The sequence below is a fragment of the Streptomyces mutabilis genome (assembly GCF_014649815.1).
Lineage (GTDB): Bacteria > Actinomycetota > Actinomycetes > Streptomycetales > Streptomycetaceae > Streptomyces > Streptomyces mutabilis.
Genome location: NZ_BMTT01000013.1, coordinates 36,783 through 52,932, shown reverse-complemented (window position 1 = coordinate 52,932; position 16,150 = coordinate 36,783). Strand labels below are relative to the sequence as shown.

Sequence of the window (16,150 nt, the reverse complement as noted above, 5' to 3'; positions counted from 1 at the left end):
CTCAAGGGATGGTGTCGTTCCCCCGTCCGGGCCGGTGCTTGATGCTATCGAGCCCATCATGTGCGGCCGACCGCCTCTCGCGGAGCGTGAAACGGATCACCCATTCGAGCGATGGACCGAGGGTTTACGTTTTCGCACTGAGTCATGGACCGGGCTGTGGTTCAGACGAGCACCCCCCCGAGCCATTCCGTGTCGAACTCGCCCTCGGCGACGATCACCGCGGGTCCGGTCATCTCGATCTCACCGTCGGGGTGCTCGGTGATCACCAGAGTGCCGCCGGGCACGTCGACGGTGTACGTCACCGGGGTGCCCGTGACGGCCGGGTCGGCGCCGTCCCGGCGGGCGGTGGCTACGGCCACGGCGCAGGCACCGGTGCCGCAGGACCGGGTCTCCCCGGAGCCGCGCTCGTGCACGCGCATCGCGACGTGGCGCGGGCCGCGGTCGACGACGAACTCGACGTTCACCCCGTCCGGGTAGGCGGTGGCCGGCCGGAACGGCGGCGGTGAGTACAGGTCGCCCGCGTGGTCGAGGTCGGCGACGAAGGCCACTGCGTGCGGGTTGCCCATGTTCACGTTGCGCGCGGGCCAGCTGCGCTCGCCGACGCTCACCTCGACGTCGCCCTCGGGGAGCAGCGCGCGGCCCATGCCGACGGTGACGTCCCCGTTCTTGGCGAGGTGCACGGTCTTCACGCCACCGCGCGTGGCGACGGCGAGGTCGCCCTCGGTGGCGTACCCGGCGCGCTGGAGGTAGCGGGCGAAGACGCGCACGCCGTTGCCGCACATCTCGGCGACCGAGCCGTCGCCGTTGCGGTAGTCCATGAACCACTCCGCCTCGGCCGCCATCTCCTTGGCCTCGGGATGTGCCGCGGACCGCACGACGTGCAGCAGTCCGTCACCGCCGATGCCCGCGCGGCGGTCGCACAGGGCGGCGGCGGCAGCGGGGGGCAGGTCGATGGCGTTCTCCGGGTCCGGGACGATCACGAAGTCGTTCTCGGTGCCGTGACCCTTGAGGAAGGCGATCCGCGTGCTCATCTCTCGATCGTACGGGGTTCGTACGCCGGAACGTCGTGGGGCGGGCGCGGGCGAGCTGGCCGGCGCGGGCTGACGGGCATCGGTGAGCGGCGTCTGTGGACGCGTGCCGGGTCGTACCGGGATTCGTGCTGGTGCCGGTGGCTCGTGCGGGTACGGGTGGCTCGTGCTCGTACCGTGGGCCCGCGTCGATTCTCGCCGTGAACCCGTACCCGGCGGGTCAGCGGGCCTGCACGCGGTGACTCCGGTGGACGCTGTGTCCGGGGCGGCGGTGGGTCGGCACCCGGAGGCGTAGGTGGGCGGTGCCTTTAGGCGTCCGTGGGCGCCGACGGGCCCCGGACCAGTCCGCCGAGGCCCGTGTCAGCCGCGCAGACGGGCCACCCGCCACACCGCCAGGACGACGACGGCGACGACCGCCACGGCGTACACGAGGATCATCCGCCAGTCGGCCCGACGTCCCGAGCCGGACTGCGGCAGACCCGGCAGGGTGTAGCCGACCCGACGGGCGGCCATCATGCCCCAGCCGGCCGCGCAGGAGCAGATCAGCAGCCCCAGCATCGCGATCACGGCGCCACTGTCGCCGAAGTCGAAGGCGAGCGGGAAGGCGAACATCAGGGAGCCGACCGCGCCCAGGCCCACGATGGGGGCGAGCTGCCAGATGCGCAGCCGCCGCTGCGGGCGCAGTTCGACCTCGACCTCGTCGCCGTACATCTCGTCGGGCTCGGGACCGTCGGTCGCCACGCCCTCCGGCGTCTCGTCGGGGCCGTCGGGGCTCAGGGCGGCTCCGTCCGGCTCCGGGCCGCCGTGGTCGGCAGCATCGTGCTCGGTGCTCGGTGCGGTGTCACGAGGGCCGGCCTCCATCGCCACGCGCCCTCCCAACTAGGACTCACTCGGTCGATCGAAGCTCGATGATGGCACGCCGTCGAAGGCCCCGATGACGGCCGGGGCGTCCCGATGCCATCACGTGATCAGGCTGTAACCGGTCGTTCGACCAACGACAGCGCGAGCCGCGGAAGTTCCGTGCGATCCGCCACAGCCCCACTCAACCAGTGCACCCGCGGATCGCGCCTGAACCATGAATCCTGACGGCGCGCGAAGCGTTTGGTGGCACGGACGGTCCCCGTCCGCGCCTCGTCCATCGTGCACTCGCCGGCGAGCGCCGCGAGCACCTGCTGGTAGCCGAGGGCGCGCGACGCCGTACGCCCCTCGCGCAGCCCCTGCGCCTCCAGGGAGCGCACCTCGTCCACCAGACCGTCCTCCCACATCCGGTCGACGCGGCGGGCGATGCGCTCGTCCAGCTCGGGACGCGCCACGTCCACGCCGATCTGCACCGTGTCGTAGACGGAGTCGTGGCCGGGGAGGTTGGCGGTGAAGGGCCTGCCGGTGATCTCGATCACCTCGAGGGCGCGCACGATGCGGCGCCCGTTGCTGGACAGGATGGCCCGGCCCGCCTCGGGGTCGGCGGCGGTCAGCCGGGCGTGCAGCACCCCGGAACCGTGCAGCTCGAGTTCCTCCTCCAGCCGGGCCCTGACGTCGGGGTCAGTGCCGGGGAACTCCAGGTTGTCGACGGCCCCGCGGACGTAGAGGCCGGAGCCGCCGACGAGGATCGGCCAGCGCCCCTCGGCGAGCAGCGCGTCGATCCGCTCCCGGGCCAGCCGCTGGTACTCGGCGACGGACGCCGTGACCGTCACGTCCCAGATGTCGAGCAGGTGATGCGGGATCCCGCCGCGTTCCTCGGGCGTCAGCTTGGCGGTGCCGATATCCATCCCTCGGTAGAGCTGCATGGAGTCGGCGTTGACGACCTCACCGCCGAGCCGCTGGGCCAGGAATACGCCCAGATCGGACTTTCCGGCCGCGGTGGGTCCGACTACGGCGATGACGCGGGGGGCGGGGGGTGCGCTGCTCACCGCACCAGTCTCCCAAACCTCTCAGCCCGCCCTCGAACGAGTTACGTGACGGCGGGGACCCGGGGTCGTTGCCCGTTGCGTAGTTCCCGCTCCCCGGACCACCGGGGCCAGGGCCCCGGTAGCGCAGACGGACGCACCGGATGCCGCGGGATTTCGCCCGCACGAGTAACGTATGGAGTTGATATGGGCGTTTTTGCGCGACTTCTTCGGAGGTCGAAGACCACCGAGGAGGCGTCGGTCGAAGGGACACGGACCGACACCCCGGACACCGGGCGTGCGGTGGAGGAGAAGACGGCGGAGGCCGTGGAAACGGCCGATTCCGGCCCCCGGGACACATCCGGGTCCGCGGAGGCCGACGAGTCCACCGAGGCCGCCGATGCGGAGGGCGTCGGTATCCCCAAGCAGCAGTCCGCCGGGGAGGCCGTCGACAACGAGGCCGACAAGGGCGCCCGCACCTGACCGCCCCGTGAGGGAAGAGGAACCATGGGTCTGCTGGACAACTTGAAGGCCAAACTGGGACCGGCGAAGGGCAAGGTCTCCGACCTCGCGCAGCAGCACGGGGACAAGATCGATCGCAGTCTCGACAAGGTGGCGAGGACCGTCGACGAGAGGACCAAGGGCAAGTACAGCGACCGGATCCAGACGGGCACCGGCAAGGCCAAGGGTGCCATGGACCGCCTCGCCCACAAGGACGACGACGGCACGCCCGGAGAGGGCACGCCGGGCACGGCACCGGGCGGTCCCCCGCCCGCCGGGCCGCCGCCGGCTTCCTGATCCGCGCCCGTCCTCGGCGCGGACGGGTCACCGGCACATCGGCGGACGGTCACGGCAAGCCGCTCGGCTCGGGACCGTCCGCCGACGCGCGCGCGTACGACCGCACCCGCCGGCATGGGCCGCGTCCGTGTGCCGCTCGGTACGACCGGGCGGGCGGCCGTACGGCTTGTGCGACCGGACGGCGGCACGTACGAAACCGGTTCGCCCGCACGACCGGCCGGCGGCGGTACGACCGGGGCGGCGGCCCCTACGACCAGGTGGCCGCGACGTATCCCACCCCGTACGGTGCGTCCTCGTACAGCAGTGCTCCGGCGAGTGCCACGTCCGCTGCCGCGCCCGCGAGGACCTGCCAGGGTGCCCGGCCGGATGCCTTCAGCTCGCGCGCGAGCGTGACGTCCAGGGCCGCCAGGGCGGCCGGGTCCGCCGCTCCCAGCGCCCGCGCGACCTCCGCGTCGAAGGGCGCCGCCCGCTCGTCGAGGTATCCGGGGGCCTTGAGCGTGCGGCAGGCGCTGGCGTCGCCCAGCACCAGCAGCGCGATCCGCCCGGGCCGGGCGGCGACGTCCCCTCCGACGGCGGCGCAGCGCTCGGCGGGTAGTGCCTCCCCCACGCCGATGCCCTCGACGGGGGTGTCGGCCCATCCGGTGCGCCCGAGCAGCCAGGCCCCCACGGCGAGCCCGTACGGCAGCTCGCGTCCGGTTCCCTCCGTCTCGAGGCCGCGGCTGGTGCCCAGGCGAACGTCCAGATCCACCCCGAAGCCCCGGAAGGTGCCCGGGGTGCCCTGGGGGTAGATGTCCGGCCCGGTGGTGTCGGCGGGCCCGACGACCACCAGCCGGTCGGGCCGTGCGGCGGCGAGCACGCCCAGGGCGTCCGTGCACGCGGCACGCGCGGCATCCAGTTCGGGTGCGGCACCCGCGGCGACCTCCGGCACAAGGAGCGGCGGGCAGGGACAGACGGCGGCTGCGACAAGCATGATCGGCAGCGTATCCCCGGACCGTCGCCCCCGGCCGCACGCCCTGCGGTCGAGCGCAACCGCACGCCGCCTTGCCGTCAGCCCCAGCCGCACGCCGCCTCACGGTCGAACGCGGCCACCCGACCGCCGTAAGCCGCCACACTCCGTTCCGCGGTCGGGCTCGGCCGCCCGACCGCCGTCAGTCACAGCCGCAACCGCTCGCCACGGCCGGCTGGGGTTCGGGGACGCCGATCTTCGGCAGACCCAGCATCACGCCCGCGGGCTTGGCCTGCTCGGCCGCGTTGCGCTTCTCCCAGGCGTCACCCGCGCGGGTGCGGCGCACGTCGAGCACCGCGCCCTCGGCGAGGAGGTGGTGCGGGGCGGCGTAGGTGACCTCGACGGTCACCACGTCGCCGGGGCGGACCTCCTGGTCGGGCTTGGTGAAGTGCACCAGGCGGTTGTCGGGGGCGCGGCCGGAGAGGCGGTGGGTGGTGCCGTCCTTGCGGCCCTCGCCCTCGGCGACCATCAGCTCCAGGGTACGGCCGACCTGCTTCTTGTTCTCCTCCCAGGAGATCTCCTCCTGGAGGGCGACGAGCCGCTCGTACCGCTCCTGGACGACCGCCTTCGGGATCTGGTCGTCCATCTCGGCGGCGGGGGTGCCGGGACGCTTGGAGTACTGGAAGGTGAAGGCCTGGGCGAACCGGGCCTCGCGCACCACGTGGAGGGTCTGCTCGAAGTCCTCCTCGGTCTCGCCCGGGAAGCCCACGATGATGTCGGTGGTGATCGCCGCGTGCGGGATGGCCGCCCGCACCTTCTCGATGATGCCCAGGTAACGCTCCTGCCGGTAGGAGCGGCGCATCGCCTTCAGCACCTGGTCCGAGCCGGACTGGAGCGGCATGTGGAGCTGCGGCATGGCGTTCGGCGTCTCGGCCATGGCCGCGATGACGTCGTCGGTGAAGTCGCGCGGGTGAGGGGAGGTGAAACGCACGCGCTCCAGGCCGTCGATCTTCCCGCAGGCCCGCAGCAGCTTGCTGAACGCCTCGCGGTCGCCGATGTCGGAACCGTAGGCGTTGACGTTCTGCCCGAGCAGGGTGATCTCGGAGACGCCCTCCGCGACCAGGGCCTCGACCTCAGCGAGGATGTCGCCGGGGCGGCGGTCCTTCTCCTTGCCGCGCAGTGCCGGGACGATGCAGAAGGTGCACGTGTTGTTGCAGCCGACGGAGATGGAGACCCAGGCCGCGTAGGCGCTCTCGCGCCGGGTGGGCAGCGTGGACGGGAACGCCTCCAGGGACTCGGCGATCTCGACCTGTGCCTCCTCCTGGACACGGGCGCGTTCCAGCAGCACCGGCAGCTTGCCGATGTTGTGCGTGCCGAAGACGACGTCCACCCAGGGCGCCCGCTTCACGATGGTGTCCCGGTCCTTCTGCGCCAGGCAGCCGCCGACCGCGATCTGCATCCCGGGCCGGCTCGCCTTCTTCGGGGCGAGGTGGCCGAGGTTGCCGTACAGCTTGTTGTCGGCGTTCTCCCGTACGGCGCAGGTGTTGAAGACCACGACGTCCGCGTCGCCGTCGGCGCCCTCGGGAGCGCGGACGTAGCCCGCGTCTTCCAGCAGACCGGACAATCGCTCGGAGTCGTGGACGTTCATCTGGCACCCGTAGGTGCGTACTTCATAGGTGCGCGTGCCGCCCACTGACTGGCTCCGGTCGATGCTGCTCATGGCAATAAGGGTAGGCGGTCCGCGGTGATGTCCCGGGCCGCCTGTGGACAACCCGGAGCGGGGCCGGTCGCAGGCTGCCCGAGCCGGTCGGCGCCGGCTGAGACCGGCCGGGGCCGTCAGGGCTCGATGAGGCCGGCCCGGATCGCGTACCGGGTGAGCTCCAGGCGATCGCGCACGCCCAGCTTCTGGAGGAGGTTCGCGCGGTGGCGCTCCACGGTCTTGGCGCTGATGAACAGCAGCTCGCCGATCTCCTTGGAGGTGTGGCCCTCGGCGACCAGCTTGAGGATCTCCTCCTCGCGCTCGGTGATGGGCCGGTCGGGCAGGCCGCCACCGCCGTGCAGGCGGTCCAGGTAGGAGCGGACCAGGGCCCTCTCGGCGCCCGGGTAGATGAACGGCTCGTCGCGTACGGCCGCCCGGCAGGCTTCCACCAGGTCGCGGTCGGCGACGGACTTGAGCACGTAACCGCAGGCGCCGGCCTTGAGCGCCTCGAAGAAGTACTGCTCGTTGTCGTACATGGTCAGGATGAGGATGCGCAGCTCCGGCAGGCGGCGGGAGAGCTCGCGCGCCGCCTGCAGGCCGGTCATGCGGGGCATGGCGACGTCCAGGACGGCGAGGTCGACGTCGGTGGTGCGCGCGGCCGCGACCGCCTCCGCCCCGTCCCCGGCCTCGGCGACGACCGTCAGGTCCGGTTCGCTGTCCAGGATGAGCCGGACTCCCCGGCGTACGAGCGTGTGGTCGTCGGCGAGCAGGACGCGGATCGGGGGCCGTGCGTACGTCAAGGGCGGTCTCCGGGGCGGTCTGTATGTCGGGCTGCTGGTCGGTCCGTTCGCGGGCCTGCCGACCGGTCCGTGCGCCGGTTCGTCGACGGGCTCGTCCGCTGGTTCGCCGACCGGCTCGTCTGCCGGGCTGCCGGTCGGGCCGGTCGGGGATCCGTCTGCTGGTCAGCGGGGTCGCTCCCGACCGTGTCCTGGGCCGGGTCACCGGACCGGTCTTCGAGGCTGTTTCCAGGCCGGTCTCCGGTCCCCCCACCGCGCGGGGCCGGGACGCGCAGGCGGACGTCGGTGCCCCCTCCGGGGGCGGGTTCCAGGTGGATCCCTGCTCCGATCAACAGGGCCCGCTCACGCATCCCCCGGATCCCCGCCCCCTCGGGTGCCGCCCCGAGACCGGCGCCGTTGTCGCGGACGAGCAGTTCGACACCGCCGGGAAACGGGCGGAGGCGGAGTTCCGCACAATCGGCGGCGGCGTGACGGGCGGTGTTGGTCAGGCTCTCCTGGGCGACCCGGTAGATCACGAGTTCCGCCTCCGGGGCGAGCGGAGGAAGCTCACCGGGGACGTGGTGGTGGACGGTCAGCCCGTGGTGCGTGAACTCGGCGGCGAGCGAACGCAGGGCGCTGGCGAGACCCAGTTCCTCCAGGACACCGGGGCGCAGGCGGCGGGCGATGCGGCGGATCTCGTCCAGGCCGGACCGGGTCGCCTCCTGCGCCAGGGACACCTCTTCGCGCAGCTCTCCGGGCACCCGGTCGGCGACGCGTTTCAGCTGGAGGAGTACGGCGGTGAGGGTCTGGCCGACCTCGTCGTGGAGCTCGCGGGCGATGCGGTGGCGTTCGCGTTCCTGGGCGTGCAGTGCTCGGCCGGCGCCCGCGGCCCGTTCGGCCTGGAGCCGGTCGAGCATCGTGTTGTACGTCGCGATCAGCTCCGCCGCCTCGGCCGGTCCGGCGACGGTCGGACGGGCGCCGGGTACCAGCAGGTCGGCGGTGGTCATCGCGCGGCCCAGCCGTCGCAGCGGGGTGAGTCCTATTCGCAGGACGACCGCGTTCCCTGCCAGCAGCGCCACGAGGCCGGCGAGCAGGATCGAAGCCTCGTGCCGCAGGACGGGGGTCGAGACGGTGACCGGGCCGAGCAGCAGTGCGGTGGCGACGACCAGACCGGCGGCGTTGAGCGAAAAGATCCGCCAGAAAAGCGACACGGTTCTCTTCCCGCTCCTCCCGGCCTTCGCGCACGCCACCGCCTCCGCCAGCCTCTCCGACCGTGTGCGGCTGCGTATATCCGTCACGACACCCATATCGTCACCGTACGTGCGGATGACAGCATGGCGGAGCCGTGAGCACGTCACCCACGTGCGTGAAGTGCGGCAAGGAAAAGCAAGCGAATGAGGGGAAAGCTCGTGTCAGCTCCACGCCTGAGGGCGACGCCGCTGCCGGGTATCGGGGTCCAGTACGACTTGGTGACCCGCGAACACCGCCACCTGTCGGTGGTGGCACACCGCGACGGTGCCCGCACGGTGAACGTGTACCGGGCCGACGACCCCGATTCCTGCGCCCACTCGCTGCGGCTGGCCGCCGCGGAGGCGGGCGCGCTGATCGACGCGCTCAAGCCCTCCCACCACAGCGCGAACCTGCTCTACACCACGGACCTCGGGCTGGTCGCCGAGCGGATCGAGGTGACCGCGACATCCCGCTGGAACGGCCGGCTGCTGGGCGAGACCTGCATGCGCACCGAAACCGGTGCCTCCATCGTCGCCGTGCTGCGCCGGGCCGAAGCGATTCCGTCGCCGGCGCCGGACTTCCGGCTGGTGGGTGGTGACACATTGATCGTCATCGGCACCCGCGAGGGCGTCGACGCCGCCGCGGCGATACTCGGGCGGGAGTGAGCCGGTGCACTCCGCGGTTCTGCTGATCGAGTTCGGTTCCATCATTCTGGGGCTCGGGCTGCTGGGCCGGTTCGCCGGCCGGTACCGTCTCTCCCCCATCCCGCTGTACCTGCTGGCCGGCCTGGCGTTCGGCGAGGGCGGACTGCTGCCGCTGGGTGCGAGCGAGGAGTTCGTGGCCATCGGCGCCGAGATCGGCGTCATCCTGCTGCTGCTGATGCTCGGACTCGAGTACACGGCCGGCGACCTGGTCACCAACCTCAAGTCCCACTATCCGGCCGGTCTCGTGGACTGCGCCTTCAACGCGGTGCCGGGTGCGGTGGCCGCACTGCTGCTGGGCTGGGGCCCGGTGGCCGCCGTCGTCCTGGCCGGCGTCACCTGGATCTCGTCGTCCGGTGTCATCGCCAAGGTGCTCGGTGATCTGGGCCGGGTCGGCAACCGTGAGACGCCGGTGATCCTGAGCGTGCTGGTCCTGGAGGACCTGGCGATGGCGGTGTACCTGCCGATCGTCACGGCTCTGGTGGCCGGTGCCGGTCTGATGACCGGGAGCATCACCCTGGCGGTCGCGCTGGCCGCGGCCGGTCTGGTGCTGTTCGTGGCGGTGCGGTACGGCCGTCTGATCTCGCGGTTCGTCTCGAGCGACGACCCGGAGAAGCTGCTCCTCGTGGTGCTGGGCCTGACGATCCTGGTCGCGGGCGTCGCCCAGCAGCTCCAGGTGTCGGCCGCGGTGGGCGCGTTCCTGGTGGGCATCGCGCTGTCCGGGGAGGTGGCGGAGGGGGCGCACACGCTGCTGAGCCCGCTGCGGGACCTGTTCGCCGCGGTCTTCTTCGTCTTCTTCGGGCTGCACACCGACCCGGCGAGCATCCCGCCGGTTCTGCTGCCCGCCCTGGCGCTGGCACTGCTCACCGCGGTGACCAAGATCGCCACCGGCTACTGGGCGGCACGGCGCGCGGGAATCTCCGTGAGGGGTCGCTGGCGTACGGGCGGGGCGCTGGTGGCGCGCGGCGAGTTCTCGATCGTCATCGCGGGGCTCGCGGTCTCGGCCGGCATCGAACCCTCCCTGGGACCGCTGGCCACTGCGTACGTGCTCATCCTGGTCGTCCTCGGCCCGCTCACCGCCCGCTTCACCGAACCGCTGGCGATGCGCCTGTTCCGCCGACGCGACAACCCCGACCGTCCCGGTGATCCCGGCGGCCTGCCCGGCGGGACGCCGCGCGCGAGCGCGAAGGAGGCGGAGGCGTCGGTGGGCGACTGACGCACGGGCAGACCCATCGGTGCCCGCCGCGGCCGGACCCGACTCGGCGCGACCCCGGTACGAAGGTGCCGGGGTCGCGCGGTGTACGACGGCCCGACCTCGGTTCGAAGGCGCCGGGGACGCGCCGTGTACGACGGCCGCTTCAGCCCCCCGGCGTCTCCCCGGCCCCCGGCGTCCGTGGCGCCCATCCCTGCCTGCGCAGGACGCCCGACACGTCGGGTGCCACGTAGTGGTCGCCCTTGAGCACCTTGCCGTCGGCTCTGCGGCTGATGTGGCCGTCGGGGCCCACCTTGGTCATGTTGGAACGGTGGATCTCGGCGATCACCGCGTCCAGGTCGATACCGTGGACGAGGGCCGTGCCGTAGGCCACGTAGACCACGTCGGCCAGTTCGTGCGCGAGGTGGTCCAGCGGGCCCGTCACCGACACCTCGGCGACCTCGGCGGCCTCCTCGGCGAGCAGCTCGCCTCTGTGCGCGGCCAGCTCGGGCGAGACCTCGGTCGGGACGCTGCGGGCGTCCAGCCCGGAAGCGAGGTGGAAGGTGCGGACCAGATCGGCGGGCGAAGAGCTCATGCCACCGACTGTAACGATCACCACCGACACTCGCCCCGGGCGGCTCGGCACCACCGCCGTGTGAGCTCGGCCCTGGTCAGCCGGTGCGCGGGCTGGCAGGATCGCGCACATGTCCTCGCTGCTCTCCCGCATCGGCGGGCGCCGGGCCGTCCAGGGGGCGGTCGCCGGTGCCGTCGCCCTCGGGCTGCTGCTGTGGTGGCTGCTGCCGCTGAGCGAGGAGCCACCGGGCGGGACGATCACGTTCAGCACGGGTACCCGCGCGGGTGTCTACCAGAAGTACGGTGAACTGCTGCGGACCGAGCTGCGCAAGGACATGCCGGACCTGGACGTGCGGCTGATGACCAGCGCGGGGTCCCAGGAGAACGTCGAGCGGGTGGCGTCCGGGGAAGCCGACTTCACGATCGCCGCGGCCGACGCGGTGGAGACGTACAAGCTCGCCGGCCGGCCCGGAGCCGAGGCACTGCGCGGGGTCACCCGCCTCTACGACGACTACGTGCAGCTCGTGGTGCCGAGCGCCTCGGACATCCACTCCGTCGCCGACCTGCGCGGCAAGCGCGTCGCCATAGGGCTGCCGAACTCGGGCGTGCGGCTCATCGCGACCCGGCTGCTGAAGGCCGTGGGAATCGATCCGGAGGAGGACATCACGCCTCGCGCGGACGGCATCGACACCGGCCCCGACCGGCTCGGCGAGGAACTGGACGCGTTCTTCTGGTCGGGTGGCGTGCCGACGGACGGGCTCAGGGAGATCGCGGAGACCACGGCCTTCCGGTTCGTGCCGATCGACGAGGACCTCGTCACCGAGCTCCACGAGTCCGGCGGCGCGACCCGCTACTACCGCACCACCAACATGCCGGAGTCGGCCTACCCGACCGTGCAGAACGGTGCCGTGGTGCCGACCATGGCGGTGTCCAACCTGCTGGTGACCCGCGCGGACCTGGACCCGCGGCTCACCGAGTGGCTGACCAGGACGGTCCTCGACAGCCGTGACGGCATCGGGGCACACGTCCACTCCGCGCAGCTCGTGGACCTTCGTACGGCGATCTACACCGACCCGCTGGAGCTGCACGAGGGGGCCAGGCGCTACTACCGGTCGGTCAAGCCGTAGGGCGCATCCGGTTCCCCGCGCGTGCCCGATCGCGGCACCGTGACCGTCACCTCCAGGCCGTGCGGTTCGTGGTGCGCGAAGGTGATCGAGCCGTCGCCCGCCGCGAGCAACGCCCGGCAGATGGACAGGCCGAGACCTGAGCCGCTGATGTTCTGGTGCCGGCCGCTGCGCCAGAAACGGTCGCCCACGCGGGCGAGTTCCTCGTCGGTCAGCCCGGGGCCGTTGTCGGCGACGACGACGGTGGCCGTGTCCCCGGTGGAGGCGACCGTGACCCGTACGGTCCCGTCGGCCGGCGTGAACTTCACCGCGTTGTCGATGACCGCGTCCAGGGCGCTGGAGAGCGCCACCGCGTCGGCCCATCCCGTGGTCGGCGGACAGTCCCCCACCAGCCGTACGCCCTTGGCGTCGGCCGCCGCCGCCCAGGCCGCCACCCGCTCGGCGGCCAGCGCGCCGATGTCGGTGACCTCGAGGTCGGCCTGGGTGTGCTCGGCCAGCGCCAGGTCGAGCAGGTCGTCCAGAACGTGGGCCAGGCGCTTCCCCTCCGTCTGGACCGAGGCGATCTCCTCGTTGTCCTCGGGCAGCTCCAGGGCGAGCAGTTCGATCCGCAGCAGCAGTGCCGCAAGGGGATTGCGCAGCTGGTGCGAGGCGTCGGCCACGAAGGCGCGCTGCTGCTCCAGCACGTCCTCCACGTGGTCCGCCATCTCGTTGAACGACCGGGCGAGACGTCTGAGCTCCGGCGGCCCCCCGGCCGGCGCGACCCGGGACTTGAGCCGTCCCGTGGCGATGTCGTGCGTGGTGGCGTCCAGCACGCGCACCGGTTTGAGCACCCAGCCGGTCAGCCGGAGCGCGGCTCCGACCGCGAGCAGCATGGCGGCGGTCTCCCCGGCACCGATGATCAGCCAGCCGCGCAGGACGCGCGCCGCCATCGAGTCGGTGGGCGACTCGGTGACCACCACCGCGACGACGTCCCCGTCCCTGATGACGGGCGAGGCGACGACCAGCGTGCCGTCCTCCCACGGCCACACCTGCTCGGGATCATGACTGCGGCGGCTGAGCAGCGCCTCGTCGAAGGCGTCGCGCACCTCTCCGCCCTGCGGCAGGAACCAGGTCGTCGGAGCGTTGGCCATCGGGATGTGGGTCCGGTAGAAGACGCCCGCCTTGATGCCGTAGACCTCGTAGTAGCTGGTGAGCTCGGTCTGCAGGGTCTCCAGGCGCTCGTCCGTGCTGGTGCGGCGGGATCCGCTCGGCACCTCCTCGGTGACGAACTGGGCGAGCGCGGCGAAGCGTGCCGTGTCGTCCATGCGGTCGATGACGACCTTCTGCTGCTCCGCGCGGGCGACGCTCACGCCCAGGGGCACGCCGAGCGCGAGCAGTACGGCCGCCATCAGGACGATGAGCAGCGGGAGCAGGCGTGTGCTCACCCGACCCCGCTACGTGCCGGGCGCGACGAGGCGGTAGCCGACGCCGCGGACGGTCTCGATGAGCGCCGGCATGCGCAGCTTGGCGCGCAGCGAGGCGACGTGCACCTCCAGGGTCCGCCCGGTGCCCTCCCAGCTGGTGCGCCACACCTCACTGATGATCTGCTCCCGGCGGAAGACCACCCCGGGGCGCTGCGCGAGCAGGGCGAGCAGGTCGAACTCCTTGCGGGTGAGCTGGACGGCCGCACCGTCCACGCTGACCTGTCGTGTCGGCAGGTCGATGCGCACCGCTCCCAGGCGCACCACCGTCTCGGTGCTCCCCGTGGCGTCCTCGTGGGCGGTGCGCCGGCTGACGGCGTGGATGCGGGCGAGCAGCTCTCCGGTGTCGTACGGCTTGACCACGTAGTCGTCGGCGCCGAGGTTGAGGCCGTGGATGCGGGAGCGGACGTCGGAGCGGGCGGTGACCATGATGACCGGGGTGCCGGTGAGCTTGCGGATCTTGCCGCAGACCTCGTAGCCGTCCTGGTCGGGCAGGCCGAGGTCGAGCAGGACGACGCCGAAGCAGTCGCCGTCGGGGACGAGCGCCTGGAGTGCCTCCTCACCGCTGCGCGCGTGGGTGACGTCGAAGCCGTGCCGTGCCAGGATCGCGGACAGGGCGGCGGCCACGTGGTTGTCGTCCTCGACGAGCAGCAGTCTCATCCGGGCTCCCTTCGGTTCATCGGCCGTACGCTCGGGACGGGTAGGAACAGGACGGGTGGAAAACGGCGCGCACGCGCGCGTGCGCCTTGTGCAGTGACGCCGATGGAAGGGGACGGCGTCAAGAGGGTTCCGGTTGCGGCCGCTCGAAGTTATCCGGCCGATATGCGCCCTGCTCACAAGTGCTACGACTCGTGTCCGATTGCTATCGGATCGTGATGCTCAGATTCCCCTCAGATGTAGAGACGCAGGTCGCCAGGCGTTACTACTGTCCTCCGAAACCGAGGAGGACGGAGCCCGAGAGCGATGACCGAAGTATCGGTGGCCAAGGAAGACAAGGCCTCGACCGGCGAACTGGTCGTCCTGAAGAGTGTCAACAAGCACTTCGGCGCGTTGCACGTGCTCCAGGACATCGACCTGACGATCACCCGCGGCGAGGTCGTCGTGGTCATCGGGCCCTCCGGGTCCGGCAAGTCCACCCTGTGCCGCACCATCAACCGCCTGGAGACCATCGACTCCGGATCGATCGCGATCGACGGCAAGCCGCTGCCCGCCGAGGGCAAGGAACTAGCCAGGCTGCGAGCCGACGTCGGCATGGTCTTCCAGTCCTTCAACCTCTTCGCGCACAAGACCGTGCTCGAGAACGTCACCCTGGGCCAGGTCAAGGTCCGCAAGGTCGACGCCAAGAAGGCCGAGGAGAAGGCGCGCGCCCTGCTCGACCGGGTCGGCGTGGGCGCCCAGGCGGACAAGTACCCCGCGCAGCTCTCCGGTGGCCAGCAGCAGCGTGTCGCCATCGCGCGGGCGCTGGCCATGGACCCGAAGGTCATGCTCTTCGACGAGCCGACGTCGGCTCTCGACCCAGAGATGATCAACGAGGTCCTGGAGGTCATGAAGCAGCTCGCCCAGGACGGCATGACCATGATCGTGGTCACGCACGAGATGGGCTTCGCCCGGTCGGCGGCCAACCGCGTGGTGTTCATGGCGGACGGCCGCATCGTCGAAGAGGCCACGCCGGACCAGTTCTTCAGCAACCCGCGCAGTGACCGTGCCAAGGACTTCCTGTCGAAGATCCTGCATCACTGACCCGGTGCGGCTCCGACGCCCCGCGTCGCCCGCCCTGGCGGCCCACTCCCGTCGGCCGCATCCGATCGCCTGATCCTCTGATCGTCCGATCACCGTTCGATCACAGCCAAAGGATGTTCACCATGAAGCTCCGCAAGGTCTCCGCCGCCTCGGCCGCCGTGCTCGCCCTCGCCCTGACCGCCACCGCGTGCGGCTCCGACGACGGGGACGACAGCGGCTCCTCCGGCGGCAAGAAGATCACCATCGGCATCAAGTTCGACCAGCCGGGCCTCGGCCAGAAGACCCCGGGCGGCTACGAGGGCTTCGACGTGGACGTCGCCACGTACGTCGCCAAGAAGCTCGGCTACTCGGAGGACCAGATCGAGTGGAAGGAGTCGAAGAGCGCCGACCGCGAGACCATGTTGCAGCGCGGGGACGTCGACTTCATCGCCGCGACCTACTCGATCACTCCGCAGCGCCAGGAGAAGGTCGACTTCGCCGGCCCGTACCTGCTGGCCCACCAGGACGTGCTGATCCGTGCCGACGACGACAAGATCAAGTCGCCGGAGGACCTGAACGACGCGAAGCTCTGCTCGGTCACCGGCTCGACCTCGGCGCAGAACGTCAAGGAGAAGCTGGCGCCGAAGGCGCAGCTGCAGCCGTACCCGACGTACTCGGCCTGTCTGCCCGGCCTGCAGAACGGTGCCATCGACGCGCTCACCACCGACGACTCGATCCTCGCCGGTTACGCCGCCCAGGACCAGTTCAAGGGCAAGTTCAAGCTCGGCGGCTTCAAGCTGACGAACGAGAATTACGGCATCGGCGTCAAGAAGGGCAGCGACCTCAAGGACAAGATCAACAAGGCCCTCGAGGAGATGGTCGCCGACAAGTCCTGGGACAAGGCCGTCAAGGACAACTTCGGCCCGGCCAACTACAAGAACGAGCCGGCGCCGAAGATCGGCGACATCAAGAGCTGAGGCCGGGCCTGACAGGGTGCGCCGCCCTCCGGAAGGGGCGGCGC

At 71.3% G+C, this 16,150-nt stretch carries 16 protein-coding genes and 1 pseudogene; 7 read left to right on the top strand and 10 right to left on the bottom strand.

Annotated features, from left to right (window positions below; translation table 11 throughout):
* Positions 1-161 precede the first annotated feature (161 nt).
* From dapF to miaA, 3 genes are all read right to left on the bottom strand, one after another.
* Positions 162-1,031: a diaminopimelate epimerase gene (dapF, locus tag IE142_RS24360; RefSeq protein WP_191887742.1), complete on the bottom strand. Its 870-nt coding sequence runs from the start codon at positions 1,029-1,031 to the stop codon at positions 162-164.
* Between the two features lie 357 nt (positions 1,032-1,388).
* A complete protein-coding gene (locus tag IE142_RS24355) occupies positions 1,389-1,889 on the bottom strand; it encodes a hypothetical protein (RefSeq protein ID WP_191887862.1) in 501 nt (166 codons plus the stop codon).
* A 107-nt stretch (positions 1,890-1,996) separates the two neighbouring features.
* Positions 1,997-2,935, bottom strand: coding sequence for a tRNA (adenosine(37)-N6)-dimethylallyltransferase MiaA (miaA, locus tag IE142_RS24350; RefSeq protein ID WP_191887741.1), 939 nt, complete (start codon positions 2,933-2,935; stop codon positions 1,997-1,999).
* Between the two features lie 183 nt (positions 2,936-3,118).
* Here miaA and IE142_RS24345 point away from each other — a divergent pair, with 183 nt between their 5' ends.
* Together IE142_RS24345 and IE142_RS24340 are read left to right on the top strand one after the other, a co-directional pair.
* On the top strand, positions 3,119-3,394 hold the full coding sequence (locus IE142_RS24345) for a hypothetical protein (RefSeq protein WP_191887740.1): 276 nt from the start codon (positions 3,119-3,121) through the stop codon (positions 3,392-3,394).
* A gap of 24 nt (positions 3,395-3,418) precedes the next feature.
* Positions 3,419-3,709 carry an antitoxin gene (locus tag IE142_RS24340; RefSeq protein ID WP_191887739.1) on the top strand — a complete coding sequence of 97 codons (291 nt, stop codon included), beginning with the start codon at positions 3,419-3,421 and terminating at the stop codon, positions 3,707-3,709.
* A gap of 247 nt (positions 3,710-3,956) precedes the next feature.
* Here IE142_RS24340 and IE142_RS24335 read toward each other — a convergent pair whose 3' ends face one another.
* The 4 genes and pseudogenes from IE142_RS24335 to IE142_RS24320 form a co-directional block, all read right to left on the bottom strand.
* Positions 3,957-4,679: a class III extradiol dioxygenase subunit B-like domain-containing protein gene (locus tag IE142_RS24335; protein WP_191887738.1), complete on the bottom strand. Its 723-nt coding sequence runs from the start codon at positions 4,677-4,679 to the stop codon at positions 3,957-3,959.
* A gap of 178 nt (positions 4,680-4,857) precedes the next feature.
* Positions 4,858-6,375: a tRNA (N6-isopentenyl adenosine(37)-C2)-methylthiotransferase MiaB gene (miaB, locus tag IE142_RS24330; RefSeq protein ID WP_043379126.1), complete on the bottom strand. Its 1,518-nt coding sequence runs from the start codon at positions 6,373-6,375 to the stop codon at positions 4,858-4,860.
* Between the two features lie 116 nt (positions 6,376-6,491).
* Complete coding sequence (locus tag IE142_RS24325) at positions 6,492-7,154, bottom strand: response regulator (RefSeq protein ID WP_191887737.1); 663 nt, start codon at positions 7,152-7,154, stop codon at positions 6,492-6,494.
* A 245-nt stretch (positions 7,155-7,399) separates the two neighbouring features.
* Positions 7,400-8,437: pseudogene (locus IE142_RS24320) on the bottom strand (HAMP domain-containing sensor histidine kinase); the annotation flags it as partial.
* A 102-nt stretch (positions 8,438-8,539) separates the two neighbouring features.
* Between IE142_RS24320 and IE142_RS24315 the strand changes: the two are divergent.
* Positions 8,540-9,025 carry a cation:proton antiporter regulatory subunit gene (locus IE142_RS24315; RefSeq protein WP_043383118.1) on the top strand — a complete coding sequence of 162 codons (486 nt, stop codon included), beginning with the start codon at positions 8,540-8,542 and terminating at the stop codon, positions 9,023-9,025.
* A gap of 4 nt (positions 9,026-9,029) precedes the next feature.
* Complete coding sequence (locus tag IE142_RS24310) at positions 9,030-10,277, top strand: cation:proton antiporter (RefSeq protein ID WP_191887735.1); 1,248 nt, start codon at positions 9,030-9,032, stop codon at positions 10,275-10,277.
* A gap of 142 nt (positions 10,278-10,419) precedes the next feature.
* Here IE142_RS24310 and IE142_RS24305 read toward each other — a convergent pair whose 3' ends face one another.
* On the bottom strand, positions 10,420-10,848 hold the full coding sequence (locus IE142_RS24305) for a pyrophosphohydrolase domain-containing protein (protein ID WP_191887734.1): 429 nt from the start codon (positions 10,846-10,848) through the stop codon (positions 10,420-10,422).
* Between the two features lie 109 nt (positions 10,849-10,957).
* Here IE142_RS24305 and IE142_RS24300 point away from each other — a divergent pair, with 109 nt between their 5' ends.
* A complete protein-coding gene (locus IE142_RS24300) occupies positions 10,958-11,953 on the top strand; it encodes a TAXI family TRAP transporter solute-binding subunit (RefSeq protein WP_191887733.1) in 996 nt (331 codons plus the stop codon).
* On the opposite strand, the gene IE142_RS24295 is transcribed toward IE142_RS24300, so the two are convergent.
* Positions 11,932-13,374 (bottom strand): sensor histidine kinase, encoded by a 1,443-nt coding sequence (locus IE142_RS24295; RefSeq protein ID WP_191887732.1) that lies wholly within the window; start codon positions 13,372-13,374, stop codon positions 11,932-11,934. The genes IE142_RS24300 and IE142_RS24295 overlap by 22 nt on opposite strands.
* A gap of 9 nt (positions 13,375-13,383) precedes the next feature.
* Positions 13,384-14,070, bottom strand: a complete 687-nt coding sequence (locus tag IE142_RS24290; RefSeq protein ID WP_191887731.1) for a response regulator transcription factor — start codon at positions 14,068-14,070, stop codon at positions 13,384-13,386.
* Between the two features lie 303 nt (positions 14,071-14,373).
* On the opposite strand from IE142_RS24290, the gene IE142_RS24285 reads away from it, so the two are divergent.
* Both IE142_RS24285 and IE142_RS24280 read left to right on the top strand, forming a co-directional pair.
* The gene (locus IE142_RS24285; protein WP_191887730.1) at positions 14,374-15,150 is read left to right on the top strand and encodes an amino acid ABC transporter ATP-binding protein; all 777 of its coding nucleotides are present in this window, start codon (positions 14,374-14,376) and stop codon (positions 15,148-15,150) included.
* A gap of 122 nt (positions 15,151-15,272) precedes the next feature.
* Positions 15,273-16,106, top strand: coding sequence for a glutamate ABC transporter substrate-binding protein (locus tag IE142_RS24280; protein ID WP_191887729.1), 834 nt, complete (start codon positions 15,273-15,275; stop codon positions 16,104-16,106).
* Positions 16,107-16,150: the final 44 nt, after the last annotated feature.

Bases quoted from the DNA above. Each gene is read 5' to 3' on its own strand.
- IE142_RS24355 (WP_191887862.1), bottom strand. From the start codon at position 1,889: ATGGAGGCCGGCCCTCGTGACACCGCACCGAGCACCGAGCACGATGCT.
- IE142_RS24285 (WP_191887730.1), top strand. From the start codon at position 14,374: ATGACCGAAGTATCGGTGGCCAAGGAAGACAAGGCCTCGACCGGCGAA.
- dapF (WP_191887742.1), bottom strand. From the start codon at position 1,031: ATGAGCACGCGGATCGCCTTCCTCAAGGGTCACGGCACCGAGAACGAC.
- IE142_RS24280 (WP_191887729.1), top strand. From the start codon at position 15,273: ATGAAGCTCCGCAAGGTCTCCGCCGCCTCGGCCGCCGTGCTCGCCCTC.
- miaB (WP_043379126.1), bottom strand. From the start codon at position 6,375: ATGAGCAGCATCGACCGGAGCCAGTCAGTGGGCGGCACGCGCACCTAT.
- IE142_RS24335 (WP_191887738.1), bottom strand. From the start codon at position 4,679: ATGCTTGTCGCAGCCGCCGTCTGTCCCTGCCCGCCGCTCCTTGTGCCG.
- IE142_RS24290 (WP_191887731.1), bottom strand. From the start codon at position 14,070: ATGAGACTGCTGCTCGTCGAGGACGACAACCACGTGGCCGCCGCCCTG.
- IE142_RS24340 (WP_191887739.1), top strand. From the start codon at position 3,419: ATGGGTCTGCTGGACAACTTGAAGGCCAAACTGGGACCGGCGAAGGGC.
- IE142_RS24305 (WP_191887734.1), bottom strand. From the start codon at position 10,848: ATGAGCTCTTCGCCCGCCGATCTGGTCCGCACCTTCCACCTCGCTTCC.
- IE142_RS24300 (WP_191887733.1), top strand. From the start codon at position 10,958: ATGTCCTCGCTGCTCTCCCGCATCGGCGGGCGCCGGGCCGTCCAGGGG.
- IE142_RS24345 (WP_191887740.1), top strand. From the start codon at position 3,119: ATGGGCGTTTTTGCGCGACTTCTTCGGAGGTCGAAGACCACCGAGGAG.